Source organism: Exiguobacterium sp. s194 (genome assembly GCF_018618275.1).
In the GTDB taxonomy this organism is placed as follows: domain Bacteria; phylum Bacillota; class Bacilli; order Exiguobacteriales; family Exiguobacteriaceae; genus Exiguobacterium; species Exiguobacterium chiriqhucha.
Genome location: NZ_JACSLT010000002.1, coordinates 1 through 26,227, shown reverse-complemented (window position 1 = coordinate 26,227; position 26,227 = coordinate 1). Strand labels below are relative to the sequence as shown.

Genomic DNA, 26,227 nt, shown 5'->3' with positions numbered 1-26,227 from the left:
CGTGCTTTTTTTACGTGTCATTTCGAGAGCGTCGCTGCAAGTTGCCGACCGCGGCCCCGAATAGGAGCAGAATAATCGACAACATCCAAAATGGCATCACGTCCTGCAACAACCAGACAATCAGCGCACTGATGGCGATGACGACACCCATCCACAAAAAATTCGACTGTCCCATTTGTTTCACCTCGGTCTCATCATAGCACATCAATTCGATGCGCCATCGCCTGTGGCGGCAGCGAGCGGGTCATCTTCTCATCGTGCTCGACGCGCACCTGTTGCCCGACGGCGAGCGGTGTCTCATCCTCTCGAAGTGGCTCTTCCCAGTGAAACACGATGCCATCGAACGGCTCGGCATCTAGATTCGGCGCGACCCGCATCCGCGTCGGTTCGAGCTCGACGATATAACCTGTGAACGTGACCATCTCCATCCCTCCATTTCCTCGGAAATCCTTCCCTATTCTTTTCCCATTTTTTGAAATAACTCTACTCGTCCGTCCGAATGCTCGGTATAATGAAGCAACACTCATTTACGCCGGGAGGGACCTTCATGAAACACACCATCGATTTACACCATCCAGACTTTCAACGCACCTTCCTCGAGATGATGCTCCTTGAAGAAATGATTGACGACTATAACGCCGAAGCAATCGAATCGCTCGTCGTCCGCGGCGAGACGAACTTTCCGGACGACCCGTTCTTTCCGGCAATGCGGGCGTATCCGCTCATCCGTGAAGGCGAGTTCGGCCGGGCCCGTGACGTGCTCGAAGCCGCGAGCGCAAAAGGCGACCATTACATGATCCACTGTCTCCATGGCATCTTGAGCGACGATACGAATTTCTTGTTCGAGGCCGAGCAACATTTCCTTCGGGCCGTCGAACGCTATCCGAACGTGCCGATCGTCCAACGCACCATCGCCGTCCATTACTTCAATCGTAAGTTTTATGGGGAGGCCGGTCTTCACTTGATGCATTACGTCCGGCTCGCCGGATTCAACGAAGAGACGGTGCCGATGTTGCTCGAATTCTTCCAAGTGTATGATGAGATTCCACTCGAGATGAACGATGAGCTCCTCAAGGTGGCCATCGGATACTTGAACGCCAACCCGCGCAACCCGCGCGCCCACTCGCTTTATGCATCCATCTGCAGCCATCGGGTCGAGATGCTCGTCAAACGGTTGCCGGAAGACAACCATCAGCTCGATGACGAGACGATCGCGATGTTGCTCGAGGTCGAAGAGCACGGTATGTGGAGTGCGACGTATGACGACAGTGAGGACCACATGTTCCGCGCCATGTTCGCCGATTATATCGACAACGTCGTCTTGCCGAACACGTCCAGACTGTATGTATACCGCTTGCGTCTCCGCTATTGGTATCACCGGCTCACGCACCGGTTGACCGGGGGCTACGGGGATTCGATGCGCTCGTCTTGATTGAATATGAACAGGGGTCCTGCCACCACATGTTGGTGACGGGACCCCTGTTTGTTTCTTATTTGACTTGATCACATATACGGATGAATCGGTCCGCGCAACTCGAACGAGTAATCCTCGTGGTTGACGATTCCGACGACTTGATCACTCTCGAGCAATTGGACTAAAAACTCAGCCATCTCTTCGGCCGTATGATACTTCTCGACGTTTTGACTATAGTCAAAGTCGTCCTCTTCACGGGCACGGTTCGCAAAGCCCGTCTCCGTCGCAGCCGGCGCGAGCACTTTCGCCCGCAGTTTGTCCCCATCGTTCATCAGTTCACGAGCAAGCCCTTCCGTATACGCACTGACGAAGAATTTCGATGCGCTATACGTGACGCCTTTTTTGGCGATATGATACCCGACGACCGAGGCGACGTTCAACAGTGTCGCCCCTTCGACATTGTGATAGTCCCGGACGTATAGGCTCGACAGCACCGTCAACGCCTCGACGTTCAAACGGATCATGTTCTCGATTTTTCCGACCTCGACGTCTTTCACGAGATTCGAGTCGCCGAACCCGGCGTTGTTGATCCACGTCTCGATGTCGAAATCGGCGAGCGACTCATACAGCCCGTATACGTTCTCACTGTACGACAAGTCTTTCGCCTTGATGATGACATCGCTCTTCGGCGCGATCGTCTTAATCTCACTTCGTAACTTCTCGAGCTCGTCGTGGCGGCGTGCCACGAGCACGAGTGACTTCCCTTGATTGGCGAGCAATTTCGCCGCTTCATAGCCAATGCCTGAACTTGCTCCGGTGATGACGGTATATTTCATGACCTGTCTCCTTTTCGATGGAATCGAGATTTTGTCTCTCTCCCGCAATTCCCGTAACACCCTCTCGTCAATCCTGACAACACGCAAAAACCGTCCTCCCTTGAACAGGAAAGGACGGTTCATCTTATGTTTGGAAGCGCCCGATGAGCGTCTGTAAGTCACCGGTCATATTGCCGAGCGACTCGGCGACACCGTTCAATTCTTGAATCATCGCGAGCTGGGAGTCGGCCGTCTCCCCGACGCTGCGCATCGTCTCGGCCGTGCCTTCACTGTCACTCGCCATATTGATTGCCGCTGTCGCGACTTGTTTCGTCATCATCGCAATCTCGCTCGAGGCGACCCGAATTTGTTCCGTGTTCTCGACCGAGGCGTGCAATTGCCCGACAATTTGTTGGAACGACGCCGTCGCTTCTTCGAGCAGCGCCGTGTTCGTCTCGACGCGACGGGCGCTGATAGCGTGACGCTCGAGCACCGCGTTCGACTGGACTTGAATCGATTCGATTAAGCCCGCGATTTGAGACGCCGATTGTTTCGACTGTTCCGCTAGCTTCCGCACTTCTTCAGCGACGACGGCGAAACCTTTTCCTTGCTCCCCGGCCCGGGCCGCTTCGATGGCCGCGTTCAAGGCGAGCAGGTTCGTCTGGTCGGTGATGGATTGGATGACCTCGGTAATGAGGGCGATCTCATCCGACTGTTGTTTTAATGCCGTAATCGACTGTCCGGTCGTGACCGTCTCCGATTCGAGCGCAAGCACTTCTTGCTTCGCTTGTTGAATCGTCTGTTCGCCGCGTTCGGCGAGCTTCAGACTCGTCTGGACGTCTTGGCTAATCGTCCCGATTGATGTCGCGATTCGCTCGACGCCTTCGTCGGCCGCTGCGACTGCTTGCCCACTCTTCGAGGCAGCCGTTGCCTGGTTGACCGTCTCGCCGACAACTTGTTCAATCATCCGCGTCGTTTCCTCTGTTTGCGAAGACATCTCTTCCGTGCTCGCGTACAGTTCTTCCGACTGGGCCGTAATCTCTTGGGCGTTCCGGCTCACTTCGTCAATCAGTTCACGAAGGTTGCCTTTCATCTGGTTGAAGCCAAGCATCAACTCCCCGATTTCATCGCGCGTGAGCGCTTGAAGGTCGGCGCGCGTCAAATCACCGTCAGCGACGATCCCGACCTCGTCCGATAATTGACGGAGCGGTACCGTCACCATGCGCTGGAGCATATAGCCGGCCCCGAGCGTGAGCAGCAAGATGAGGAGGGCAATCCCTGTCGAGTAAAGAAACGCCTGTCCACCAAGCCGCTCGAGCTCCTGTTGTTTCTCGACGATCGTCGCTTCGGTCTCGGCTTGCAACCGTTCGCCCGTCTCCGAGATCGATGCCGTCACATCCGGCATAAGGCGGAGCGTCAATCGGTCGATGTTGTCCTGATCGTTGTTATCGGCCGCGACGATGACTTCTTGCGCCAAATCATCATAGCCGGTCGCATAGGAGAGCATGCTCTCGAGTTCTTTCGTCTCGGCATCCGTGTTCGACAGCGCGAGCAATTGTTCGATCGCCTCTTTCTTTTCTTTGGCGCCGCGTTCGATTTGGGCGCGCCGTTCGTCATCTTGGACGAGAATATATCCGCGTACGCCGTACGCTTGGCGTGTCATCCCGAGCGACAAGTCGTCGGCCGCTTTCATCTTCATGACGTCGTCACGAATCATGTCTTCGTATTGGCTCGTCATATTTTGCAGCGTCCATAGGTTATAGCCCATGCCGAGCGTGACGAACAGCAAAATCAATCCGATGCCGCTAAACAGTTTTTGTGTCAATGACAGTTGATTGAATCGTTTCATAATCCTTCGAGGACCGTGTCCTCTCCCACCTCTATTTCTCTTTTTTTGGAACTACATGGGTTTTATCGGATAGTGCAAACGGTTTTCCAATCTTCTCGCACATTTATTTCAACATTGACCTCATTTCCTAGTTTCCACTCCACATTTTTGCCACAAAAAAGACCGCAGCATGGGGCTACGGTCTAGCTTCATAACTTGAACTGTGACACGCGATTCGACAGTTCGACCGCACGTTGTTCGGTCTCCTGCATCCGTGCCTGCACGTCGTTGAACCGCTCGACGGACAGTTGGACCTTCTCCGAAATCGATTGGGTCCCGTCCGCCCCTTCGGTCACGGTCGTCGCGACTTCTTGGATAACGTGGAGGATGCTATCGGTCATATGACGGAGTTGGAGCGCGTTCGTCTCGAACGTCTCTGCCGTTTGTCCGAACACAGTTGCATCTGCCTCATATTGTGTGGCCGACTCCTCGAGTCGGTCGTAATCGGCGAGCACTTTCGTATCGAGGAACGTCAGCATATCGGCCGAGCTTGTATTGAGCCGGGCGACCGAATCGATGACCGTGTGCGATACCGCTTGAATCTCGTTCACCGTCTGGCGCGAGTTCTCGGCCAGCTTTCGAATCTCTGAAGCGACGACCGCGAAGCCGCGACCGGCATCTCCGGCCCGAGCCGCCTCAATCGATGCGTTCAAGGCAAGCAAGTTCGTCTGGTCGGCGATGGTCAAGATGGCGCTCGTCAGGACACGAATCTGTTCGACCGACTGCGCCCCTTTGATCGCCTCGTCAAGTTCGATGCGTTTCTGTTCGATGATGGCGTTCGCTTCCGTCTTCGATGCAACGGCTTGTTCACGCATGGCGTGAGCGCGACGTTCGACGTCGCCCGCTGTCGTCGCGCTGTCGTTCGACAAGTCGACGATGGAATCGATGGAACTGCCCATCTCGGTCGTCGACGCACTCATCTCTTGCGAGGACGCGGCCGTCTCTTCCATACCGGCCGTCAATTCCTCGACCGTGCCTGACGTTTCTTCCATGTAACGGCTCAGTTCAATGACTTCCGCTGCCACTTCTTTTGACGAGACGAGGACGACTTTTGCCGTCTTGTCGACGTCAATCATGATGTCGCGTAGCGTCGCGAGGAACGTGTTGAACGAGCGGCTCACTTGCGCGATCTCGTCGTTCGATGTGACCGGGATGGCCATCGTCAAGTCGCCGCCTTGTGAGGCCAACTCGTCAAACTTCTCTTGGAGCACCCGCATCGGTTTGATGATGGAACGCAATAAGCTCAGTCCGAGGAACAACAGGAGTACGACCGCACCGATCGTCACCGCGAGTAGTGCGATGAGCGACTGTTGAAACTCACGTTCCATGTCGGCGCCGACACGTTGTGAACCTTCCGAGTTGTAGTCGACGAGCTCGGTCAGGCGTTGCGTGAAGTTATCGTATGTCGATTGGGACTGGGCATCGTAATACGAGCGAGCCATACCGTTGTTGCCGGACGTGCTGAAAATCAGCATATTGTCCGACACGCGTTGATACATCTCCCATTGCTTACTGAAGTTGGCGAACAGCTCCTTGTCCGTCTCACCTGTCGCCGTCTGTTCATATTTCGGGGCAATTTCATTAATCCGTGTCCGAATCTCTTTCATCGCGGACATCAATTCTTCTTTCGCGGCCGTGTCGTCCGTCACGATGTGTTCGAGCTCGAGCGCGCGATAGTTCGCCGCGAGCGTGTTCAGCTCGTGGGCGTAGTCGAGCCCTTTGTTCCAGTTGTTGACGATGTCATCGCCTTGACGGTTCGCATCGGCGAGCGACAAGAGCGAGTAGCCACCGACACCTGCGACCATGAGGAGCGCGAGAATGACGAGTCCCCACAGCTTTTGACGGATGGTCAGGTTCTTGCCGGTCACTCGTTTTCCTTCACGCGTGCTTGGCTTTCGTCGTTTCGGTTTCCATTGAAAGCGCTGGACGTTTAACCGGTTCCGTAACGCTATCCACTTCTGTTTCACTGACATATGTATATTCCCCTCTCGCATGCAACGTTTCTTCCTATATCGTCTTGACGTCGAGGAATCTAAAGCGGATTGACCAAAATAAAAAAAGATGACTGAAAAATCAGTCACCTTTTCTCTACGTTATAATACGGACTTTACAGTCTGGCCGCTTCGGTTGGCCGGCGTCACGACTTTAATCGTCAACTTCGAGCCACGTTTTTGCGGTTTAATGGACACGTTCGTCGAAGTCGATGTGATCGTCTTCTTCGCGACGAGCGTCTTTCCGTTATAAATCGTCACCGTGCCGTACGGGACGTTCGTGCGAACAGCAATCGATTTCGTCGTCGAGCGGATTGTGCCGGTGCTCACCGTCGGACGAACGCCTGCTTTGACGGTCGCGCTCTTCGCGTCACGGGCCACTCCGACTTTCGCCTCGAATACGAGCTTCGTGCCCGCACGCTGACGGGCGAACTTCACTTGATAGCTGCCGGTCGAGTTCGCCTTCGTCCGTCCGATCACTTTCGTCCCCGCCTTCACGGTGACGGTGGCGTTCGGGAGTGTCTTCCCTTTCCACGTGCTCACTTCGTCAGACGGCGCGAACGACGTCAACGAAGCCGTCGGGACTTTGTACGTCGTCCGCTTCTTCTTCGACCCAATCGTCGACTCGACGACGACCGACGTGCCTGGTTTCACCGAGATCCGGTAGCGGTCTTTTCCAACCTCAGTGTATGAGATTGGCTTCCCATTCACGATGAAGTTCAAGTATGCCGGTGTATCTTTCAACACTGTAAACGTTGAAGTAGACGATGTGACGAGCACATCTTTGATGCTGAGTGTCTTCGGTGCGTCACTCGTCACTTTTTGTTCGAACGTTTTACTGAGTTCAGGGCGGAAACTCGCGATGAGTCGAATCGTCTGTCCTTCCCAGAGTGGTCCTTTCAACGCGATGACGTTCGTTCCAGGAACGAGACGTTTTGCTGATTCATCTCGGCCATTTCGCGCCACCGCGAGCAGTGGAGAGAGTGTCCCGTTATAATGAACAGTCACAGTCGTATCACCTGTCTTCGGTGGTTTTGTCCACGTGACGTCAGGCACCGGATAATCTGTTGATACGTAAAGATTCGCATACTGACTGTTCGTGTCGAGAATGCGATAAATGACACGGTAGTACATCGGCTTGTCTCGATTGTACTCCGTTAACTTCGCGACTCCCGATGCGTCTGCTTGGACTTCACGAACTTCATAGTTTGTCGGTGAGAACAATTGACGCACCTCGACTCGGGCATTTGGTTTTGTCCGAATCGTCACACCTTCCATCGCCGTCTCTCTCAACACTTCGGCAATGTTCGTATCGGTCGGTTCATTCATTTGGAACGTCTGTTTGACCGATGCTGTTGTGGCTTGGTTATACGTCGCGTTGTCTGCTACCCAAACCATGATGGTTTGATTTCCCCAGAGAATACCGCGTGAGAACGTAAAACGTCCTGTCTCATCGGCCGTGACCGAACCGTCACAGCTCGCGTATTTGTTGTTTTCACAAGTCACATACACCGTCATGTTTGGGGCTGTCGTACCGACGATATCCCCTACCGGCCCGTTATCAAATGATGTTTCGATTTGAAGCGGCACTTTCGTCACCGGATTCAAGGTGACTCTGTTGCTCGTGAGGTTTCCGAATCGAAGCGCATAACTGAACGATTCATCGAACGATGGAACGATGTATCCATCCTCGAATGAGCGTGTCGCATCGACCACTTCCGCGTCTGACCCCAAGTCGGCGACAGGGATTTCATGGTAGACGCGATCGATTGTCACGACGGTCGCCATCAGTTGATAGGACTCGCCTAACCAGGTGTTGCCGGCTCCAGACGGTTTTGTAGCTTTCGGCGAGGTGTACAGCTGACCTGGAATGAGGTGGGCACGCTCTGCCGCCAGTAAGCGCTGGTCGTTTCGAAGCAAGTAGCCTCCGTGCAACAGTTTGTAGTCAAGCCGTGAATTGAATGAATCCAGTCGCAGTTTGTTCAATGTCTTCGTGGCTAAATCGATGGTGAGCAAATAATCGAACTCCGTCATCGCGTAGTACGTGCCGTTGTGATAGGTAAACGACTCGATTTCATAGAACGACTGATTTTTCAAATCAAGCGTCGTGATGGTACGTTGCTTCCAATCATACACGTGTAAGTCACTAACCCCTTCTAACAGAAGGTGATCTGTCGTAGGTTCAGCAAATACCGCTGTCACCGTATTCGGCATCTTGATTGTCTCGATTATCTCGCCTGTATCTGGATTCAGATGGAGCAGGACGTCCGAGTACGTGTCCGCAACGACGAGTTCGTTCGCGTTTGTCGCCAATATCACTTGTTCACGATCGGAGAGAGTACGCTCCCACTTCGTGACGCCATCCGAATCAGTCGTCACGAGTTGCTTCGAGCCTTTGTTCTCCCACAACATGATGTCGCGACTCGCATCGTACGTAATAAGTCGAATCGACTCTGTGTCGAATGAAGGGCTGAATGTACGCGTCGACCCATCACGGTTAACGTGAATCATATCCCCCGTCCGATGATGCGTCGCCATGAATGATTCACCGTCTAAGCTCGGCTTGAACGTATAGAAATCTCCATATGACCCCTCTTCATCATGCGACCGATCCGCCGTCAGATTGCCGTTGTAATCGATGGGTACGACGGTCTGTCGTTCTACATCATGAAGCCGCGTGGCTCCGTCTTGATAGTCCAAATAGAAGGGAGACCCTTCAATTGTCTTCACTTCTTGCTCGAGCAGCGTGCCCAGCTCGAACTTCGGAGTCGCGTTCGCTTGATCCATCGGGAACATCACGAACAACAGCGCGACGAATAAAATTGCATAGTGCCATTTCTTCATTTACAATACCTGCCTTTTATTCAATATATTAAAAATATACCTTCAATTTGTGATTTTTAGAAGCAAAACAGGAAAAAAGCACCGTCTCTTTTTTTGAGAGACGATGCCTTTGGATTATTGGACGTTCAACACGGTCTGTGTACCTTCGATCATCTTGATTTCTGTCCATTTGACGACGCTCTTGCCGAGCGGGTCGTTGGCGACCATGAAGTCGGCGAGCGCTTGCACTTTCAACGCGTCGACCGGCTGTTTCACGTTATTCAAACGGAAGCGCGATACTTTATTGAACATGTCCAAAAATGCGATTTCTACTTTAGTCTCAGTCATGGGTTAGTCCTCCTTGGATGTGGGTGTGATTAGACGACGTCGTATTCGCGAACGACCGACACGGTGAAATCTTCTTGCTCGGTCAAGTCGAGCATGAGGTGACCGAACGCCTCGGCATTGTCAGCCGTGAGCGCCGCCCGGATCGGACCGAAGCGCTGCGTTTTCTTCGTCGGTTTCAAGCTGTTCAAATCGTGGTGCGTCGTCAAGACGAGCGTGGCTTTCTTTTCAGTCAATACGGCCATGGGGGATGGCTCCTTTCGGGGATGGATTACAATTCAGACGGATAGGTCGAGTCGAGACGTTCGAGCAGTTGAATCATGCGCTCAAGGCGCGTCTCGATCCGGTGGAGCAGATAGAGCGAGACGACGATCGGGAAGCCGAGGTTCGAGATGAGTTCGGGCCAGCTCATGGGCCCACCCGCTCATCGGACACGGTTCCGGCGGGACGCTTCGGTACACGCATCAGGGGTTCCTCCAATTAGAACGTCACGTGGAATTCACGCGACACGACGTATGCGGCGGATTCGACCGCGAGAAGCGGAATCAACAGATCACCGAACTGCTTGATCTCCTCGGTCTCCATCCGCGCACCGAGTGGACCGAACCGGACGAGCTGACGCTTTTCCTTGCCGTCAACGAGCCGCTTCGTGTCGAGATAAAAGACGCTTGCGTATTCTCGATACACTGCCATATGTCTCACCTCCTTCGCCCCTATTAACCGAAGTTGGTGAATGTTTGCTCATATTGCCTTGTAACCTTTTCGTAACGACTATAGACCTATTCTGAATGAAGACGCATTCATCGGTCGAAATCGGCTTTATTCCTTGAATTATCATACCAATTAGGGTATCTTAATAGACGTCAATCGAATTTCGAAAACACGCCTAAAGTCCTACGAATTCATTTCCCCACTTTGAAAAAACTGGCAGTTAATTGCTTAGAAATGGGTTACTATACGTAGGAGGGCATTTTCAAATGACCAGTTTGACTTGAAGAAGGAGATACTCTAGATGAACAGCTTAGACTTCGCACTCAACACTTCTATTCCTTCCGCTCAACTCGACTTCGACCACACCGACCTGACGTTTTATGCGACTGACTGGGATGCTTATCGCCCGGAAAACGCGAAGCCGTTCCTGTACAACGAACGCCCATTGACCGTCTATCCACTCAAAGAACTGAGCCGTGCGTTTCATGTCGCCGGGATTCCCCGTAGCCAGCAACAGCTGATCAAATGGGAAACCGACGGCGTCTTGCCACCGACCCCGTTCACGATGGGACGCAAGCGCTTCTATACGGAAAATCAGATTCGGACAATCGTCGACATCGCATTGGAATGCGGACTACGGCCCCGGACACACGTCAAAAAGACGAACTTCTCCGAGCTAGCCCATAAAGAATTGGCGTACATACTCCAACTGGAATTGAAAACCGAACTCCCGCTTGGATAAGCGGACATGAGACAGCCCTTCCTGAATCGTCAGGAAGGGCTGTTTTTGGATGGATGAGGGGCAATCGCGCTCAAGTATAAATCCAGTGATGTTTCGACCTCGGTCGCGACAAGGGCGATAAAGTCGTCGTACATTCCTGTCGTATGCGCTCGATCTAACGCATTGTAATAACTCAGGCGATTTTCGACTTTGATGACAATCGGCGGATAACCGGACTTCATCAACTCTAAATTGAGCAACAACCGAGATGTACGACCATTTCCATCAATGAACGGGTGAATTCCCACAAACTTAGCATGCAATAAAGAACCCTGTTCAACTGGATGCATCGTATCCGTCTCAGTTTCATACCACCGCATCAGCTGCCCCATTTGATCTTTAATGAGATACGGGGGCGGCGGTGTATGGACCGCCCCCGCAATAAACACTTGCTGATCCCGATAGACGCCTGCATACGAATCGTCAATGCCTTTCAAGACGAGACGGTGCAAATTTTTAATTTGCCACTCCGTCAGCGGCTCTTCACGTCGGACAATCTCTTCGACGTAGGAAATAGCATCTTGATGGTTAATCACTTCTAGATGTTCTCGCATCGTCTTCCCGCCAACCGTTATACCTTCCAGCACCACTTTGGTCTCGTTGATTGTCAACGTATTTCCTTCAATGGCATTCGAGTTGTATGTCCATTCTAAAAAGAGTTTTGCTCTCAAACTTTGAAGCGTATACGTCGGCAGCGGTCGGTTTTGATCCAGTTGCTCTTTTTTCATCGTCAGTTGCTCAAACATATAACCCGCTTCCTTTCTCTCAAGTGTTCGTGATTTCATTATACGCTTGTTTCCCTGAGCAAGTCGATTTCGATGGAGCGCCTTACTTCGTGACATATGCGAAAAAGTAAGATATATCATTCCCACACAGGGGTGATGCATCGTGCTTTATCAAAATTAGGCGAGAATACGCCCACTTCTAAACGTGACGGGCGAAGCCCCAGTGAAAGTGGGCAATGAATCGCCACCCTCTCTTTTGGGTATAAATACCTAGAGGAGGTGAACATCATGTTGAAGCAAAAAGCGTATCGATTCCGGATCTACCCGACAACGGAGCAGGAAATCCTGATCGCCAAGACGATCGGCTGTTCCCGCTTCGTCTTCAACCATTTTCTAGCGAAGTGGGAAGAGACCTACGAGGCGACAGGAGAAGGACTGTCCTACGGTTCCTGTTCGAAAGAAATCCCTGCCCTGAAGCAAGAGTTCGACTGGCTGAGGGAGGTCGATAGCACCTCTGTCCAAGCGAGCGTCAAGCACCTGGCCGAGGCGTATGACCGCTTCTTCAAGAAGCAGAACGGACGGCCCCGGTTCAAGTCGAAACGGAACCCGGTCCAATCCTACAAGACGAACATCCAAGGCAAGTCTCAACTTCCTGAGGTGTCGATCGTCGGGAACAAGCTCAAACTCCCGAAGCTGAAGTGGGTCCGGTTCGCCAACTCGAGGAAGGTCGAGGGCCGCATCTTGAACGCCACGATCCGACGCAACGCCTCGGGCAAACATTTCGTCTCCCTCTGCGTCGAGCAGGAGGTCGACGAGCTGCCGAAGACCGGCTCCTCGGTCGGCGTCGACGTCGGCCTGAAGCATTTCGCCGTCCTGTCCGACGGCAAGGTGTACCAAAACGACCGCTACTTCCGTTCGCTCGAGAAGAGACTGGCGCGCGAGCAACGCAAGCTCTCCCGTCGACAGCTCATCGCCCTGAACCGGAACATCAAGCTGTCGGAGGCGAAGAACTATCAGAAGCAGAAGCGCAAGGTCGCCCGCATCCATGAGAAGATCGCCAACAAGCGTACCGACTTCCTGCACAAGCTGTCGACCGAGATCGTCAAAAACCACGACGTCATCGGCATCGAGACCCTGCAGGTGAAGGACATGCAACAAAATCGCCGGTTGAGCAAGTCCATCGCCGAGGTGAGTTGGTCGGCGTTCTTCCGCATGCTCGCATACAAGGCGGACTGGTACGGCAAGACCGTCGTGAAGGTCGGCAAGGCCTTCGCCTCGAGCCAGCTCTGTTCGAGTTGCGGCCACCGACACAGAGACGTGAAGCATCTCGGTCTGCGTAAGTGGACATGCCCGGGTTGCGGGACCCACCACGACCGTGATGTGAACGCAGGACTGAACCTCAAACGCGAGGCCGAGCGCATCCTGGCCTCTTCAACCGTCGGGACGACGGGGCTAGCCTGATCAGGTTCCGGTCGTCAGACCGGATGACCCAGGAATCCTCCACCTCCAAGCGAAGCGTAGGTGGAGGTAGTTCAAGTACGCTCATCCAAAAAACATTAGAGAAGGAAGGCTTCCGCGAGATTCGGACGGCCCACACGATTCGAGAAGGGCTCGCGGCGTTCACCGCGTTCGCCCCCATCTCGCCATCCTTGACGTCATGTTGTCGGACGGTGAAGGCTATGAGCTGTGCCGTCAAATCCGGAACACGTCGAACATCCCGATTTTGTTTTTGTCGGCCAAGTCCGACGAGGTCGACAAGATTCTCGGCCTCGTCATCGGCGGCGAAGATTACATCACGAACCCGTTCAGCCCGAAAGAGGTCGCCTTTCGCGTCAAGGCGCAGCTCCGTCGCGTGTGGCTCTACGACGCGCCTGAGTTACCAGCCGACACGGTCGTCGGCCCGTTCCGGTTGAACGCGGACGGTACCTAAGTGTTTCGCGACGGCGTCCGGCTCAAGCTGACGGCCAAAGAAGTCGGTCTACTCGCCTGCTTCATGCGCAACCCGAACCGGATTCTCAGCAAAGAGACGCTGTTCACGCAAGTGTGGGGCGAAGATTTCTATGGGGCCGACAACGCTGTCATGGTGCACATGCGCCGGCTCCGTGAAAAAATCGAATCGAACCCGACCCAACCGACCTACATCAAGACGGTCAAAGGGCTCGGCATGGCGATTTCTCGGGACATTATCAAAGCGCACGGCGGCACCGTCACGGTGACGAGTGAGCGTGGGACCGGGACAACGATTCGCATCGAGTTACCGGCATAACAAAGAAGGATTCGCTCAACGGAGCGAATCCTTCTTTGTCGTGTCATAGTCTTCAATCCACGTCTCGAGCTCGTCAATCGGGAGCGGACGCGAGAAGTAGTAGCCCTGCATCTCATCACAGCCGAGCGAGCGGAGCGTGTCGCGCTGGTCGGTCGTCTCGATGCCCTCGCACACCGTCTTCAAACCGAGCCCGCGGGCGAGCTCAATAATCGATTGGACGATGACGTTGCCGGTCGGGTCGTTGTCCGTCACTTGGATGAACTGCCGATCGATTTTAATCTCATGAATCGGATAGTGCTTCAAATAGACGAACGCCGAGAAGCCGGTCCCGAAGTCGTCGATTGAAATCGAGAAGCCTTGTTCCCGGAACGCGACGAACCGCTCGATGACGTGCTGCTGATTCTCCATCCCGACGCTCTCGGTGATCTCGAACGTCAAGTAGTTCGGGCAGACGCACATCTCCTTGACGATATGGCCCAACTTTTCGACGACCCCGTCCGATAGGAAATGACGGGCCGACAAGTTCAAGGCGAGCTGATACATCCGGCCCTCGTCGTGCCACGTCTTCAACTGGCGGCACGCGGCCTCGAGCGCCCATTCTTCGAGCGCGATGATGACGCCGGTCGATTCGGCGAGCGGGATGAAGTCGAGCGGTGGAATCAATCCTTGTTTCGGATGGATCCAGCGCATCAGCCCTTCGAATCCTTTTAACTTGCCAGTCGCCGCTTCAATCTTCGGTTGGTAATAGAGCGTGAACTCGTTCAAGGCGAGCCCTTTTCGCAAATTCATCTCGAGTGTCAGACGGGCCGTCGCCTTCTCACCCATCTCTTCCTCGTAGAAGGCGATCCCCCCGCGCTGCACGTGGCGATCATTGGCCGTGATTCGGGTCGTGTCCATCATCTCGAGCGTCGAGCGTGACTTGTCCTCGATCGAGATGAAGGCGCTCATCGTCAAGACGACGTCGAGCTCTCCGACCGCGAACGGCTCGCTCGTCACCGTCTCACAAATCAAATCGGCGAGCGCCTTCACTTTGATGCGGTCGCCGTAAGGCGTCCACAGTAGAAAGCCAGATTGAGAGACGCGCGCCAAGAGCGACGCATCGACGACTTGTTGGAGGCGTTCCGACAGTTCGATGACGATGTCGTCCGCGCGCTGGATGCCGATTGCCGTCTCGACGGAACGGAACTCGTCCGCCCGGAGATAAATCAATGAGCCGAGCTGGTGCGGTGCCTGTTCGCGGAGCGCGTCCACCCGCTCGATGAACCCGTTCAAGTTCATGAGCCCGGTCTGTTCATCCGTATAGGCGAGCTTCGTGATGTGTTCATCGATCTCGCGGCGGTCGAGCCGGAGATAGAGGATGGCGATAAAGTCGGACAGCGTGCTGACGATCAGCTCCTCGATGAACGTCCATTGCCGCGGCGCGAACGTCTCGCAACAGATGACCCCTTTTGCCCGATTGTTCGCATAGATCGGGGCGTCGAGCATCGAGTAAATCCGTTGCCCTTCCACGAAGTGCTGCTGGTATAAATCCTTCACCCACTCGTGGGTCCGGACGTCTTCGAACGGGAGCACCCGGTTCGTCCGCAACGCGTCGAAATAGACAGGTGCGTCCCCACGCATGACCGTCAACACCGGTTCGCTCGGTCCCGTCTCTTTCGAATAGGCGACTTGGCAACTGATTGAGGCATACGTCTCGTCGAAATGCCAAATCGAGACCGTGTCGACGTCGAGCATATCGGAGACGACCTCGCACATATATAAGAGCGCTTGCCGTACCGCAGCCTCCGTCACCTCTGGCATTCGGACGAGTTCGAACAGTTTCTCTTGATGTTTGCGATATGATTGTGTTGAAAAGTTCCCCTCGTTCATAAGTCCCCTACTCTCATTCAAACGTTTTGCATTCATGATAGCACGAAAAGAACTATGGATAGGTTTCCAAAATTCAACAGAAAGTCAATTTTCGATTCCCCTGTTTCTTTAGTACTCCCGCCTCATCCGTGTCCGAAAATATTGACCTCATTTTTAACGGAATCCACTGATTGAGCCATTTCCACCATTGCTTGCCGTTTGTGTAAACCCTACAATAAACATGTATTGCTTTACCTGTCGATAATTGTCAAAAGCACTCATTAGAGAAGGAAGTGACCCAATGTCCCCTAAGTCCGGCCTCATGTACTCATTCGCAGCCATCGCCGCCGTAAGCATCATCGCCCAGGCCGACGAAGTCGCAGCAGCCAGCTCACACGTCGTCCGTGCTGGTGACACGCTCTGGTCGATCAGCCAACAGCACAACGTGTCACTCGCCAATTTAAAAGCTTTCAACAACTTGAATTCAGACCGTCTCGCCATCGGGCAGACGCTTAAATTGAACGGGAGCGCCCCGACCACAGTGAAACCTACTGCCACATCAGGCACGGGCACTGTCACGACGGCCGCGTTGAACATGCGTCTCGCCGCAGGCACGTGGCACGACGTACTCGTCACGATCCCGAAAGGCCAAGCACTCACACCGATTCAAACGAGCGGTGCCTGGACGAAAGTCAGCTATGGCGGGAAGACCGGTTGGGTACATAACGGGTATTTGACGGCCTCATCTGTCAAACCAGCTACACCGAGCACACCGACTCCAATCAAACCTGCTGCTCCAGCACCATCAAGCGACGCCACCGTCACGACGGCAGACTTGAATATGCGCGTCGCCGCAGGTACGTGGCACGACGTACTCGTCACGATTCCGAAAGGCCAAGCGCTCAAACCGATTCAAACGAGCGGCGCCTGGACGAAAGTCAGCTACGGCGGGAAGACGGGTTGGGTACATAACGGTTACTTGACGAACTCATCCGTCAAACCGACTACACCGAGCACGCCGACAAAACCGGCCGCTCCACAAGAGCAGAGCATCAACCAGTCGTACACCACGACCGCCAACTTGAACGTCCGTCAAGGCCCGGGCATCGGCTACGCCCTCGTCACGAGCATCCCGAACGGCACGACCGTCAAAGCGACGAAGCAGAGCGGCACGTGGGTATACGTCACGTATAACGGCAAGAGCGGTTACGTCAGCACCGGTTACTTGAAACAGACGACGACGGCACCGAGTGCGCCGGTCACACCGAACGCCGGAGACGGCGGTGCAGGCAATGCTTCGTTCGACTACGTCGTGAATACACCCTCGCTCAACGTCCGCACGTCGGCCTCGACGAGCTCGGCCATCATCGGTCGCGTCACGGCCGGACAGACGCTCCGGATCGTCCAGACGTCGAACGGTTGGCATCAAATCTATATCGGGAATACGACCGGTTTCGTCTCGGCGTCTTACGTCAAAGCGGTGCCGAAAGGCTCTGCAGTAAGTCCTGCTCCAGGCACGTCAGAGGCAGGGATCGCCGCCATCGCCGTCGCCAAGAAATACGTCGGCACCCCATACATCTGGGCATCCTCGAACCCGACCAACGGTGGGTTTGACTGCTCTGGACTCATCTATTATGCCTTCAATCAGGCAGGCTATAGCGTCCCACGCACGAACGTCGCCACGTACTGGGCCGGGTCTTATTTCGGAACACAGCTCAGCAAGACGTTCGTCCCAAAAGCGGGCGATCTCGTCTTCTTCGAAAACACGTACACGGCCGGCCCGTCACACATGGGCATCATGATTGATGCGGACACGTTCATCCACGCCGGGACGTACGGACTCGGCTATAACACGATCAGTAAAGAGCCATACTGGAAATCACGCGTCATCGGTTACAAGCGACCGTGACCTTCGGCGCATTGAAAGACCCGACCTTTGTCGGGTTTTTTTTCGTGGGGCAGGATTTCCCTCGAAAGACTCGAACAGGGACTATAGAATGGGAAGAGAAAGAAGGAGGTGTCCGATGGGAAGCAATCGATTCGCTAAAATTCCGTACCGGATTTACACGATGGCTCTCGCCGTCGCTTGTCTCATCGGCGTATTGTTGTTCGGGCTCGGCCTGAGCTATTACTGGAAAGAAAAACATGTCGCCGTCGACGAGACGGTGCGCGACTTGAACCACGCCTCCGACTTGGCCGGCGTCGAGTCGTATCTCGTCTTGCATCACGCGGCCAAACTCTACGAGACGAACTCGGAGCAACCGACGGCGTTACTGTCGGCCCCGTACCGTGAACGGGCGCTCCAATACAATCTTCAACTGCTCGACGACTTCGAGACCGGGGTCGACGAGCGCGAACGGGAGGCGTTGCTACGCTTCTCGGAAGAACTTGAAGACACATTGAACGAGGACGGCTCGAGCCGCTTCCAAGCCGTGCCGTTCGACGTCATCGAGTCGATCAACCGGCGCTGGCTCTATCAAGGGCTCGAGCGGACCGCCCAAGAGAACACGGCCTATGAATTGACCGATGCCATCATGCGCATGCAGATGGCGTTCGTCGAAGGTGTCACGAACCTGCTCGCCGAGACACCGGATCAAGACCAGCTCGAGTTCGAGGTCTCGACGATTGCGAACGAGGCCCGTCTGATTGAGGACATCGTCGCGACCGACCCGTCTCTCGGGACGAAATCGGTCGACGACTTGATTGAGAGTGCGCTCGCCCTCGGTCGGGTGACGGCCGCCAATTCGACGCTCGAGGCCCGTTACGTCAACGGGACGAGCTTCTATGAGGATTCGCACGCGGCACTACAAGCGGTACGCTCGGCGGCTGACGACACGCTCATGACCGAGCGTGACCGTTACGGCACACTCGCCATCGCCGTCCTGTTCATCACGCTCCTGTTGTCAGGCGCGCTCTTGTTCGCTCTATGCTCGACACGCAAGATGTACGCCCACGACTTGAGCCATTTGAAGGCACGCGCCCTCGCCATCGACCCGAGCACGGAACCGGTCGAAGATTCGTTCCCACCGAGCCACGACTTCCGCGGCATCGAGGACGAACTCCGCGAGATCGCCGCCAGTGTCCATTCGACGGTACACACGCTCGAGAAGAAATCGAACGACCTGCTCCGGTATCACGAGCGCTGGTCGTCCTTGTTCTCCGAGACAGGACTCGCCATCGCCTTGATCGACGACACGTACAACTTCATCGAACGAAACGATGTGTTCCGCCAGTTCTTCGGCGAACGGAACCTGTATGAGATCAACCAGTTGTTCACCGACACGGGCCGCCGCCTGTTGCGCGAGGCGCTCGCCGGGGTGACGGAGAACGGTACGAGCGCGCAGTTCATCCTGCATTTGAAAGGTGAACACGTCCGCTTCTTGAACGTCAAAATTATCCCGCTCAAGCGCGGCGAGACGCTCACGTATTACATCATCCTCGAAGATGAGACCGAGCGCGTCGAACGCGAGCGCAAAGTCGACCGGCTCGTCCGATTCGACCTCGCCACCGAGCTCTACAACGAGTACGGCTTCCTGCGGGCGTGGGAGAAACAGGATATCGACGGGACGTTCCTCTTGATTAAACTGAACGACTTCCATCACCTCGTTGACTGGTACGATCCGACGTACGCCGACCTACTCATGACCGAGTTCGCCCGTCACGTCGAGGACCGGCTCGAGAAGTACGCGCACCACTTGTTCGGCCGTTACCGGGACGACACGCTCATGCTGTATGTGAAAGGGCTTCGCAACGTCGACGAGACCGAATTGTTGGAGCTGTTCCCGACCGAGCTATTGATTAACCAGAAACGCCAGACCGTCCACCTTCAAATCGGGGCGACGCATACGACGCCGAGCTTTAACGATTGTCTGTTCGAGGCGACGAAGGCGTTACAACACGCCAAAGAGACGCGGACCCCGTTCGTCTGGTACGACGCGAGCATCCTCGCCCAGCTTCAATGGGCCGCCTTGATTGAACAGGCGCTCCCAGAGGCGATCGAGCAAGGACATATCACCGTCGCCTATCAGCCGCAAGTCGAGTTGAAGACGGGCCGGGTCGTCGGGGCCGAGGCGCTCGCCCGCTGGCAGCACCCGGACATCGGCAACGTACCACCGAACGAGTTCATTCGCATCGCCGAACGCTCGGACCAGATTCTCTGGCTGTCGCACTCGATTCTCGATTTGGTCGTCGAGCAGCTCGTCGCCTGGCGCGACACGTCGTTCGCCGATATCTCGTTGTCGTATAACTTGTCGGCCCATTCGGTCGACCCATCCATCGTCACCAAGCTGCGCGACTTGATCGCGACGTATCCATGGCTGCCCGACCGGTTGAAAATCGAACTGACCGAGTCGGCGGACATCATGTCGCACACGAACGAGCTCGAGCGGCTCGAAGACATCTCCGATCTCGGCTATTGCCTCTCGATTGACGACTTCGGGACCGGCTACGCCTCGTTCGAAGCGATTTGGCACTTGCCGATTCAAGAAGTGAAAATCGACCGCATGTACGTCAGCGGCAAAGCGAAGGACAGCACGTCATTCCTCCGCGCCGTCTCTCGCTTCGCGAGTGAACAGAAATTGACCTCGCTCGCCGAGGGCATCGAAACGAAACAGGACCTCGAGCGGATTATCGCGGAAGGTGTCGAACTCGGACAAGGTTATTATTACGCCCCTGCCCTTGACGCGACCACGTTCGAGGCCTGGGTGAACGACAAAAGAGGGCACCTCGCCTGAGCGAGCGCCCCTCCGACCGGTTGACATATGTCAGCCGGTTTTTCGTTTGATGAGATTGAGCACGAGCTTCAGTGCGATCAACAGTCCGATGACCGGCAAGATGATCGGCAGCGACCCGCGCGGCAACAGCCCGAACACGATGAACGCCGTCATCCCGATGGCGAAGAACAGTTTGATCCCCCGCTCGTGGCCGTCGAACTGATCCCAGCGCCAGACGAGGAGTAGCAAGGTCAGCGGTGCGAACAAGAACGTCAAGAAAAAGAACGGCATGTGCCGTGTATACCAAGGTTGCGTCATTTCTGTCGTACCTCCTCATATAACGCTTCCGTCGCCTCGTGCGACTCGACGTTCAGATAAATCGGTTTGCCGCTCCAGTCGATCCGGACGACCACGTCGATGTCCCGGTCGACAAAGACGAGCACGTCCTCCCCGTTCGTCGTCCGGAAGTGTCCGGTCAGGCGTGAACCGACGGCGGCCCCGTTCGTGCGACGAGCGAGGCTCGGTTCATACGTCAACGTCACGGCTTCCATCTCGTCATATGGCACCGTCTCGCCGTAACCGCCCTCGATGATGAGCGCCGAATCGGTGAGCGTCACCTCGGTCGGCTGACTGAACCAAAACAAGAGGCCCCCGACAAAGCCCAAGATGAGCGTCAAGACGAGGATGAGCGGGATGAGTTTCTTCTTGCCTCCAGGACGAAGCTTACCGCGCTCATCAAAAATATTCCCGTCATACTTTTGGGCGCGCCAAAGCGTCACGACGACGAGCGCGACGATGAGCAGAAACAACGGCTCGAGCGGAATGTCGAGACCCGACACGTCAATGGCGACGATGACGAGAAAGATCGTTGCGATGCCGTAACACATGAAACCGATTAACCGCGCCACCGCCTTAATATTGACGCGCGCTTTGTCTTCGCGCTTCATCGTGTTGTATCCCGAGATGAGGAAATGCCAACCCAAGCGATGGACGGCGAATCCGAGCAAGAACAGAATGAGTGCTGCAATCACGAGTCCCCACATAGAGGTGTCCCCCTTTCTTCTATACTCTACGTGAAAATGAAGACAAACGTTTCAAAATCATGAATCTGCGTCGTATACTCAGGGTAGAACGCTCAAGGAGGAATTCGATGTATCGTACGAAAGCAGATTTTCTACAAGATTGGATCAAATCATCGACTGGCACGCTCGACGTGCTCCGCGCCGTCACCGACGAGGCGCTCGGACAAGAAATCGTCCCGGGCCACAACTCGATTGGCTGGATCGGCTGGCACGTGACGACTGCGCTCGGCTATTTCACGAACTTGCTCGGCTTCCGCTTGTCGGCGCTGAAGAGTTTGACGCAACCGGCTGACGCGTCAGCCATCGCCGACCAGTATGCGCGCTATGCCGACGAAATCAGCCAGGCGGCCGAACAGTTCTCGGACGAATACCTACTCGAAGAAGTAGACGTCCACGGTGCGAAACAGCCGCGTGGCGCCGTCTTGCGCATGATGATCGACCATCAGACGCACCACCGCGGCCAGATGACGGTGCTCCTCCGTCAGGCGGGACTCACGGTCCCGGGCGTCATGGGACCGACGAAAGAACAGATGAAGGCGTGAAAAAAGGCGAGGCCCCGTGGGGTCTCGCCTTTCGTCACATCGATGACGGTGTATTCTCCTTGTTTTGCATCCGACCGACCCCTTCGTACTGGACGGTACCCGGGTCGCGTGCATACTTCCAAGCGTTGCGCGCATCGATCAAGCGCTTCGTCCGCATCCCATCGAACGCTTCCGGTTTCAACGCGACGAGCTCGTCCCATTCCGTGACGAGGATGGCGATGTCCGCTCCCTCGAGCGCAGCTTCGACCGTCTCCGCTTGGGGGAAGTCCCACTTGGCGAGCGGGTCGTAACCGATGACTTCGACTCCACGTATCTCCAACAGTTGAGCGAGCGTCATTGAAGGCGCATCGCGCATGTCGTCCGTCCCCGGTTTGAAGGCGAGGCCAAGCAAGGCGACTTTGAGATCGCTCTTCGGTTCGACTTTCGAGGCGACGTACTCCATCTGGGCGTCGTTCGCGTGCATGGCCGCTCGGATGACCGGTAAGTCGACCTCGTTCTCGTTCGCCACGTTCAAGAGCGCGTGCATGTCTTTCGGGAAGCACGAGCCCCCGTAACCGAGTCCGGCGTTCAAGAACGAACGTCCGATGCGCGGGTCGAGCCCCATCCCGTCGGCGATCGTCGTGATGTCCGCTCCCGCCTTGTCGGCGAGACGCGCCAAGTCGTTGATGAAACTGATTTTTGTGGCGAGGAACGCGTTCGAGGCGTATTTGATGAACTCGGCGTCAATCGGTGATGTACAGACGATCGGCACCCCGAGGCGTCCGTAGATACCGGCAAGTTCCTCACACATCTCGAGGTTGTCACTGCCGATGACGACGCGGTGCGGTTTCAACACGTCGGCGAGGGCGCGCCCCTCTTGAAGAAATTCCGGCACGACGGCGAACTTATGGGCCGGGTACATGACCGACAGCATGTCGGTCGTCCCCGGCGGCACCGTGCTGCGGACGATGATTTTATGTTTCGACTCGACCTCGGACAAGGCCGCGTCGACGAACGTCAAGTCACAGCTGCCGTCTTGCTTGCTCGGCGTCCCGACAGCGAGGACGAGGTAGTCGACCGTTTCTGTATCGGCCATCGAGTCCGTGAATGTGATTGAACCGTGATGATCGCGTAACACGTCTGCCATGCCCGGTTCGTGGAACGGGACGTCCCCGTTCATAAGACGGAGCAGTCTCGGTTGGTCTTTCTCGACACCGATGACCTCATGCCCCGCTTTTGCTAGTCCACACAGGGTGGCCAGCCCGACATAGCCAAGGCCGATGATTCCAAATTTCACGATAGTTCCTCCTTCAATAGTCTTCTATTAACAGTACAGAAAAGCGGCATGCAAGGGAAGGCTCTAACACTCTCTGAATATTCTCTGCTATAATGAGTCAAAATGAGGCTAGAAAGGAATAACCGCATGGGATTGCTCGCTTTCTTTTTGATTACGCTCTTCGTGTTCTACTGGTTTCCTATTCGAGGTGGACTCAAGACTTTCCTGCTGATTCTCATCATGATCAGCGGATGGCTCTCGATTTTCGAACTCGTCTCCATCATCGAAGCCCGCCCTTGGGTTGCGGCCCCTGTCCTCGCGCTGATCGGTTTGTTCGTTTGGAAATGGCGCAAAGACAGACGGACGAACTTGAACAAGCACCCAGACATTTGACACACGTCGAATGTCTTTTTGAATTTCTGTACAATTTTTTCGCTAAATATGGGAAAACAATTTTTTGATGCTATCATACGTTCAGTACATGGTTTTTTTGAAAATAAGGGGAGACAATTATGAATTTTTACGGGCTCGACATCGCACCTTGGATCGAACCACTGGCCCAATTCGTGTTTTGGTATCCGTTCTTCATGGCGCTGTTTTGGATTGCTGGCGCTCTCTTATTCAGCTTGACGCGGGAGAAAGAGGAAGAACTCGATTTGAACGAGCGGGAATGGCCGCTCATCAGTATCTTGATTCCTTGTTATAACGAAGAAGAGACGATTGCCGAGACAATCGAGTACTTAGATCGTCTCACCTATCCGAATTTTGAGATTATCGCCGTCAACGATGGCAGCCGTGACAAGACCGGCGACATTCTCGTCGGACTCGCCGACGAATATGAACGTCTGCGTGTTATCGACTGTCATGAGAACCGAGGCAAGGCAAACGCGCTACATATGGCCGCCCACGCCGCCCGCTCCGAGTATTTGCTCTGCGTCGACTCGGACGCATTCTTGAGCGAGGAGGCCCCGTATTACCTCGTCCGTCACTTCTTGAACCGCGGTGAGCGCGTCGGTGCCGTCACCGGCAATCCGCGCATCCGTAACCGCGACACGCTCCTCAGCCGGATGCAGCTCGTCGAATACTCGTCGATTATCGGCTCCATCAAACGGACGCAGCGTGTCATGGGTAAAATCATGACCGTTTCCGGCGTCATCGTCATGTTCCGCAAGAAAGCGTTGCTGTCGGTCGGGCTTTGGGACCGCGACATGATCACCGAGGACATCGCTGTCTCGTGGAAACTCCAGAAGAATTTCTGGGACATCCGTTATGAGCCACGCGCCCTCTGCTGGATGCTCGTCCCCGAGTCGATCTCTGGCATTTGGAAACAGCGCGTGCGCTGGTCGCAAGGCGGACATGAAGTCGTCTTGCGTCACTTCGACATCTTCAAAGACTGGCGCCAGCGCCGGATTTGGCCCGTCTATATCGAACAGGTCGTCAGCGTCCTCTGGGCGTATGCCTGGCTCATCGTCACGGTGTATCTGTTCGCGACGGCCGACACGTGGCAGGACATGTTGATTTGGTTCACGTACAACTCGTTCGCGCTCGTCCTCGTCAGCCACGTCCAGCTCATCATCTCGCTCTGGAACGACGCCCGCTACGATAAAGTGTTCAAATATTACGTCTGGGCCGCTTGGTATCCGGTCATCTACTGGATGCTCAACACGTTCGTCGTCATCGCGGCGACACCGAAAGCGATTAGAGCCCGTGTGAAAGGAGGCTATGCGACATGGAGTTCACCAGACCGGGGGGCACGGCGAAGCAGCCTGTAAGTGAGTTATATGATTACGAGCAAGAGATTCTCGTCAAGACGAAACAGAACGTGTTCCGCAAAGGGATTGAGCTGTTGCTCACGGTCGTGTTCTGGCTATACACGTTCATCGTCACATGGTTCTTTTTGAGCGCCGTCGTCGACGTGAACGACCGCTATATCGCCATCCTCAAGACCGCCTTGAACGTGACGAACGCCGACATCCGCGAGCTGCTCTTCTTCGGGATTGTCTCGTCGTTCATCGCCGCCCTGTCGCTCTTCCTTTGGCGGACGTACAACAAGCGGAAGTACGGCCCGCTCAACCGCCGGCAGATGCCGACGGACACGACGCTCGACGATTGGCTCAAACTCGACTTGATGGAACCGGAAGATATCGAGCGACTTCAGCGTGACAAAGTCATCGTGTTCACAGAAAATCCGGTGAAAGAGTTGAAATGATGCGCTACATGAAACAGTTGGTCGTTCTATTGATTATTAGTGGCATCGTCTGGAAAGTGTACGACGTGTCCTCGACGACACATGAGGACGTGGCTCCAAGAGGAAGGCGTCCACTTCGCGACGCAGGACGACTTGCTCGGCTATCGCGCCGGGGAGCCGATTCCGGACAAATGTGTGTGGATCTCGTTCGATGACGTCGATCATACCGTCTATGAGAACGCGTTCCCGGTGCTGAAAGACAAGCAAATCCCGTCCACGCTGTTCATCATCACCAGTCACGTCGGCGAGGCGTTCCAAAACTTGGATCTCGCCCCATGGACTGAACTGAAGGATATGCAGACGAGCGGACTCGCTGATTTCGGGACGCATACGCATGACATGCACTACGTCAAAGACGGGGGCGCCGTGTTCTTGCCGGAAGACATGCAAGATGAGCTCCGACAAGATTTGGAGACAAGTGTCGCCGCCATCGAAAAGAATCTCGGGACGCGCGTCACGACGATCGCCTATCCGTTCGGCAACACGAGCGACGCCGTGATCGAGACGGTGCAAGACCTCGGCTTCGAACAGACTTTCATCTTGAGCCCGAATCCGATCACGCCGGACAACGACCCGTTCTATTCGAACCGGTACTTGCTCAACGCCGAACTGTTCGAGTTGTTCGTCAAACCGTATTTCGAGAATAGATAAAATGAGGCTGGGACATAACTCAGTAGATTTATAAGAAAGAGGCCACCTGGCGCGACTCGTTCGCGCCAGGTGGCCTCTTCTCCTTTTTATGGGTTCGTACGCACATTTCGATATAAACAGATAGGGGCGA

26 protein-coding genes and 1 pseudogene are annotated in these 26,227 nt (G+C 54.9%); 12 read left to right on the top strand and 15 right to left on the bottom strand.

The window, feature by feature from the left end:
* Positions 1 to 10: 10 nt before the first annotated feature.
* On the bottom strand, positions 11 to 175 hold the full coding sequence (locus tag KNP85_RS02050) for a hypothetical protein (RefSeq protein WP_165569432.1): 165 nt from the start codon (positions 173 to 175) through the stop codon (positions 11 to 13).
* 19 nt (positions 176 to 194) lie between these two features.
* The gene (locus KNP85_RS02045; RefSeq protein ID WP_214714170.1) at positions 195 to 422 is read right to left on the bottom strand and encodes a DUF3221 domain-containing protein; all 228 of its coding nucleotides are present in this window, start codon (positions 420 to 422) and stop codon (positions 195 to 197) included.
* Positions 423 to 547: 125 nt separating this feature from the next.
* Between KNP85_RS02045 and KNP85_RS02040 the strand changes: the two genes are divergently transcribed.
* The gene (locus KNP85_RS02040; protein WP_251136187.1) at positions 548 to 1,432 is read left to right on the top strand and encodes a tetratricopeptide repeat protein; all 885 of its coding nucleotides are present in this window, start codon (positions 548 to 550) and stop codon (positions 1,430 to 1,432) included.
* Positions 1,433 to 1,503: 71 nt separating this feature from the next.
* Here KNP85_RS02040 and KNP85_RS02035 read toward each other — a convergent pair whose 3' ends face one another.
* The 8 genes from KNP85_RS02035 to KNP85_RS02000 form a co-directional block, all read right to left on the bottom strand.
* Positions 1,504 to 2,250 carry an SDR family NAD(P)-dependent oxidoreductase gene (locus KNP85_RS02035; RefSeq protein WP_214800984.1) on the bottom strand — a complete coding sequence of 249 codons (747 nt, stop codon included), beginning with the start codon at positions 2,248 to 2,250 and terminating at the stop codon, positions 1,504 to 1,506.
* Positions 2,251 to 2,374: 124 nt separating this feature from the next.
* Entirely contained in the window at positions 2,375 to 4,078 is a 1,704-nt protein-coding gene (locus KNP85_RS02030; RefSeq protein WP_214800981.1) for a methyl-accepting chemotaxis protein, read from the bottom strand.
* Positions 4,079 to 4,266: 188 nt separating this feature from the next.
* On the bottom strand, positions 4,267 to 6,090 hold the full coding sequence (locus tag KNP85_RS02025) for a methyl-accepting chemotaxis protein (protein ID WP_214800978.1): 1,824 nt from the start codon (positions 6,088 to 6,090) through the stop codon (positions 4,267 to 4,269).
* 120 nt (positions 6,091 to 6,210) lie between these two features.
* Positions 6,211 to 8,952, bottom strand: a complete 2,742-nt coding sequence (locus KNP85_RS02020) for an Ig-like domain-containing protein (RefSeq protein WP_214800975.1) — start codon at positions 8,950 to 8,952, stop codon at positions 6,211 to 6,213.
* 114 nt (positions 8,953 to 9,066) lie between these two features.
* Positions 9,067 to 9,279 carry a DUF2922 domain-containing protein gene (locus KNP85_RS02015; protein WP_021066376.1) on the bottom strand — a complete coding sequence of 71 codons (213 nt, stop codon included), beginning with the start codon at positions 9,277 to 9,279 and terminating at the stop codon, positions 9,067 to 9,069.
* A gap of 29 nt (positions 9,280 to 9,308) precedes the next feature.
* Complete coding sequence (locus KNP85_RS02010; RefSeq protein ID WP_021066375.1) at positions 9,309 to 9,521, bottom strand: hypothetical protein; 213 nt, start codon at positions 9,519 to 9,521, stop codon at positions 9,309 to 9,311.
* Positions 9,522 to 9,547: 26 nt separating this feature from the next.
* Complete coding sequence (locus KNP85_RS02005; RefSeq protein ID WP_021066374.1) at positions 9,548 to 9,688, bottom strand: YvrJ family protein; 141 nt, start codon at positions 9,686 to 9,688, stop codon at positions 9,548 to 9,550.
* Positions 9,689 to 9,756: 68 nt separating this feature from the next.
* The gene (locus KNP85_RS02000) at positions 9,757 to 9,969 is read right to left on the bottom strand and encodes a hypothetical protein (RefSeq protein ID WP_029594867.1); all 213 of its coding nucleotides are present in this window, start codon (positions 9,967 to 9,969) and stop codon (positions 9,757 to 9,759) included.
* A gap of 319 nt (positions 9,970 to 10,288) precedes the next feature.
* Here KNP85_RS02000 and KNP85_RS01995 point away from each other — a divergent pair, with 319 nt between their 5' ends.
* Positions 10,289 to 10,729: a MerR family transcriptional regulator gene (locus KNP85_RS01995; protein ID WP_021066372.1), complete on the top strand. Its 441-nt coding sequence runs from the start codon at positions 10,289 to 10,291 to the stop codon at positions 10,727 to 10,729.
* A 29-nt stretch (positions 10,730 to 10,758) separates the two neighbouring features.
* Here KNP85_RS01995 and KNP85_RS01990 read toward each other — a convergent pair whose 3' ends face one another.
* Positions 10,759 to 11,514: a Fic family protein gene (locus KNP85_RS01990; RefSeq protein ID WP_214800972.1), complete on the bottom strand. Its 756-nt coding sequence runs from the start codon at positions 11,512 to 11,514 to the stop codon at positions 10,759 to 10,761.
* Between the two features lie 267 nt (positions 11,515 to 11,781).
* On the opposite strand from KNP85_RS01990, the gene tnpB reads away from it, so the two are divergent.
* The 3 genes and pseudogenes from tnpB (at position 11,782) to KNP85_RS15750 (ending at position 13,759) form a co-directional block, all read left to right on the top strand.
* The gene (gene tnpB / locus KNP85_RS01985) at positions 11,782 to 12,954 is read left to right on the top strand and encodes an IS200/IS605 family element RNA-guided endonuclease TnpB (RefSeq protein WP_214800969.1); all 1,173 of its coding nucleotides are present in this window, start codon (positions 11,782 to 11,784) and stop codon (positions 12,952 to 12,954) included.
* A gap of 23 nt (positions 12,955 to 12,977) precedes the next feature.
* A pseudogene (locus KNP85_RS01980) lies at positions 12,978 to 13,657 on the top strand (response regulator transcription factor); the annotation flags it as partial.
* A complete protein-coding gene (locus KNP85_RS15750) occupies positions 13,658 to 13,759 on the top strand; it encodes an ATP-binding protein (RefSeq protein ID WP_251136205.1) in 102 nt (33 codons plus the stop codon). It begins immediately after the preceding pseudogene.
* Positions 13,760 to 13,774: 15 nt separating this feature from the next.
* On the opposite strand, the gene KNP85_RS01975 is transcribed toward KNP85_RS15750, so the two are convergent.
* Entirely contained in the window at positions 13,775 to 15,628 is a 1,854-nt protein-coding gene (locus tag KNP85_RS01975; protein ID WP_214800966.1) for a sensor domain-containing phosphodiesterase, read from the bottom strand.
* 280 nt (positions 15,629 to 15,908) lie between these two features.
* On the opposite strand from KNP85_RS01975, the gene KNP85_RS01970 reads away from it, so the two are divergent.
* Both KNP85_RS01970 and KNP85_RS01965 read left to right on the top strand, forming a co-directional pair.
* Positions 15,909 to 17,516 (top strand): C40 family peptidase, encoded by a 1,608-nt coding sequence (locus tag KNP85_RS01970; RefSeq protein ID WP_251136186.1) that lies wholly within the window; start codon positions 15,909 to 15,911, stop codon positions 17,514 to 17,516.
* Between the two features lie 115 nt (positions 17,517 to 17,631).
* Entirely contained in the window at positions 17,632 to 20,340 is a 2,709-nt protein-coding gene (locus KNP85_RS01965) for an EAL domain-containing protein (protein ID WP_214800963.1), read from the top strand.
* 30 nt (positions 20,341 to 20,370) lie between these two features.
* Here KNP85_RS01965 and KNP85_RS01960 read toward each other — a convergent pair whose 3' ends face one another.
* Complete coding sequence (locus KNP85_RS01960) at positions 20,371 to 20,637, bottom strand: hypothetical protein (RefSeq protein ID WP_021066362.1); 267 nt, start codon at positions 20,635 to 20,637, stop codon at positions 20,371 to 20,373.
* Positions 20,634 to 21,362 (bottom strand): DUF3784 domain-containing protein, encoded by a 729-nt coding sequence (locus KNP85_RS01955; RefSeq protein WP_214800960.1) that lies wholly within the window; start codon positions 21,360 to 21,362, stop codon positions 20,634 to 20,636. The genes KNP85_RS01960 and KNP85_RS01955 overlap by 4 nt, the downstream gene beginning before the upstream one ends.
* A 107-nt stretch (positions 21,363 to 21,469) precedes the next feature.
* Here KNP85_RS01955 and KNP85_RS01950 point away from each other — a divergent pair, with 107 nt between their 5' ends.
* Positions 21,470 to 21,943: a DinB family protein gene (locus KNP85_RS01950; RefSeq protein WP_214799306.1), complete on the top strand. Its 474-nt coding sequence runs from the start codon at positions 21,470 to 21,472 to the stop codon at positions 21,941 to 21,943.
* Between the two features lie 34 nt (positions 21,944 to 21,977).
* Here KNP85_RS01950 and KNP85_RS01945 read toward each other — a convergent pair whose 3' ends face one another.
* Positions 21,978 to 23,219: a UDP-glucose dehydrogenase family protein gene (locus KNP85_RS01945; RefSeq protein ID WP_214800957.1), complete on the bottom strand. Its 1,242-nt coding sequence runs from the start codon at positions 23,217 to 23,219 to the stop codon at positions 21,978 to 21,980.
* Positions 23,220 to 23,345: 126 nt separating this feature from the next.
* Here KNP85_RS01945 and KNP85_RS01940 point away from each other — a divergent pair, with 126 nt between their 5' ends.
* From KNP85_RS01940 to KNP85_RS01925, 4 genes are all read left to right on the top strand, one after another.
* Positions 23,346 to 23,591 (top strand): hypothetical protein, encoded by a 246-nt coding sequence (locus KNP85_RS01940; protein WP_029594856.1) that lies wholly within the window; start codon positions 23,346 to 23,348, stop codon positions 23,589 to 23,591.
* A 119-nt stretch (positions 23,592 to 23,710) separates the two neighbouring features.
* Positions 23,711 to 24,970, top strand: a complete 1,260-nt coding sequence (gene pgaC / locus KNP85_RS01935) for a poly-beta-1,6-N-acetyl-D-glucosamine synthase (RefSeq protein WP_214800954.1) — start codon at positions 23,711 to 23,713, stop codon at positions 24,968 to 24,970.
* Positions 24,928 to 25,407, top strand: coding sequence for a PgaD family protein (locus KNP85_RS01930; RefSeq protein WP_214800951.1), 480 nt, complete (start codon positions 24,928 to 24,930; stop codon positions 25,405 to 25,407). The genes pgaC and KNP85_RS01930 overlap by 43 nt, the downstream gene beginning before the upstream one ends.
* 81 nt (positions 25,408 to 25,488) lie before the next feature.
* On the top strand, positions 25,489 to 26,097 hold the full coding sequence (locus tag KNP85_RS01925) for a polysaccharide deacetylase family protein (protein WP_214800949.1): 609 nt from the start codon (positions 25,489 to 25,491) through the stop codon (positions 26,095 to 26,097).
* Positions 26,098 to 26,227 lie beyond the last annotated feature (130 nt).

Bases quoted from the DNA above. Each gene is read 5' to 3' on its own strand.
- KNP85_RS02010 (WP_021066375.1), bottom strand. From the start codon at position 9,521: ATGGCCGTATTGACTGAAAAGAAAGCCACGCTCGTCTTGACGACGCAC.
- KNP85_RS02045 (WP_214714170.1), bottom strand. From the start codon at position 422: ATGGTCACGTTCACAGGTTATATCGTCGAGCTCGAACCGACGCGGATG.
- KNP85_RS02025 (WP_214800978.1), bottom strand. From the start codon at position 6,090: ATGTCAGTGAAACAGAAGTGGATAGCGTTACGGAACCGGTTAAACGTC.
- KNP85_RS01930 (WP_214800951.1), top strand. From the start codon at position 24,928: ATGGAGTTCACCAGACCGGGGGGCACGGCGAAGCAGCCTGTAAGTGAG.
- KNP85_RS01990 (WP_214800972.1), bottom strand. From the start codon at position 11,514: ATGTTTGAGCAACTGACGATGAAAAAAGAGCAACTGGATCAAAACCGA.
- KNP85_RS01965 (WP_214800963.1), top strand. From the start codon at position 17,632: ATGGGAAGCAATCGATTCGCTAAAATTCCGTACCGGATTTACACGATG.
- KNP85_RS01955 (WP_214800960.1), bottom strand. From the start codon at position 21,362: ATGTGGGGACTCGTGATTGCAGCACTCATTCTGTTCTTGCTCGGATTC.
- KNP85_RS01995 (WP_021066372.1), top strand. From the start codon at position 10,289: ATGAACAGCTTAGACTTCGCACTCAACACTTCTATTCCTTCCGCTCAA.
- KNP85_RS01925 (WP_214800949.1), top strand. From the start codon at position 25,489: ATGAGGACGTGGCTCCAAGAGGAAGGCGTCCACTTCGCGACGCAGGAC.
- KNP85_RS01960 (WP_021066362.1), bottom strand. From the start codon at position 20,637: ATGACGCAACCTTGGTATACACGGCACATGCCGTTCTTTTTCTTGACG.
- KNP85_RS02050 (WP_165569432.1), bottom strand. From the start codon at position 175: ATGGGACAGTCGAATTTTTTGTGGATGGGTGTCGTCATCGCCATCAGT.
- tnpB (WP_214800969.1), top strand. From the start codon at position 11,782: ATGTTGAAGCAAAAAGCGTATCGATTCCGGATCTACCCGACAACGGAG.
- KNP85_RS15750 (WP_251136205.1), top strand. From the start codon at position 13,658: ATGGCGATTTCTCGGGACATTATCAAAGCGCACGGCGGCACCGTCACG.
- KNP85_RS01950 (WP_214799306.1), top strand. From the start codon at position 21,470: ATGTATCGTACGAAAGCAGATTTTCTACAAGATTGGATCAAATCATCG.
- KNP85_RS02000 (WP_029594867.1), bottom strand. From the start codon at position 9,969: ATGGCAGTGTATCGAGAATACGCAAGCGTCTTTTATCTCGACACGAAG.
- KNP85_RS02030 (WP_214800981.1), bottom strand. From the start codon at position 4,078: ATGAAACGATTCAATCAACTGTCATTGACACAAAAACTGTTTAGCGGC.
- pgaC (WP_214800954.1), top strand. From the start codon at position 23,711: ATGAATTTTTACGGGCTCGACATCGCACCTTGGATCGAACCACTGGCC.
- KNP85_RS02040 (WP_251136187.1), top strand. From the start codon at position 548: ATGAAACACACCATCGATTTACACCATCCAGACTTTCAACGCACCTTC.
- KNP85_RS02005 (WP_021066374.1), bottom strand. From the start codon at position 9,688: ATGAGCTGGCCCGAACTCATCTCGAACCTCGGCTTCCCGATCGTCGTC.
- KNP85_RS02020 (WP_214800975.1), bottom strand. From the start codon at position 8,952: ATGAAGAAATGGCACTATGCAATTTTATTCGTCGCGCTGTTGTTCGTG.
- KNP85_RS01970 (WP_251136186.1), top strand. From the start codon at position 15,909: ATGTCCCCTAAGTCCGGCCTCATGTACTCATTCGCAGCCATCGCCGCC.
- KNP85_RS01975 (WP_214800966.1), bottom strand. From the start codon at position 15,628: ATGAACGAGGGGAACTTTTCAACACAATCATATCGCAAACATCAAGAG.
- KNP85_RS01940 (WP_029594856.1), top strand. From the start codon at position 23,346: ATGGGATTGCTCGCTTTCTTTTTGATTACGCTCTTCGTGTTCTACTGG.
- KNP85_RS02015 (WP_021066376.1), bottom strand. From the start codon at position 9,279: ATGACTGAGACTAAAGTAGAAATCGCATTTTTGGACATGTTCAATAAA.
- KNP85_RS02035 (WP_214800984.1), bottom strand. From the start codon at position 2,250: ATGAAATATACCGTCATCACCGGAGCAAGTTCAGGCATTGGCTATGAA.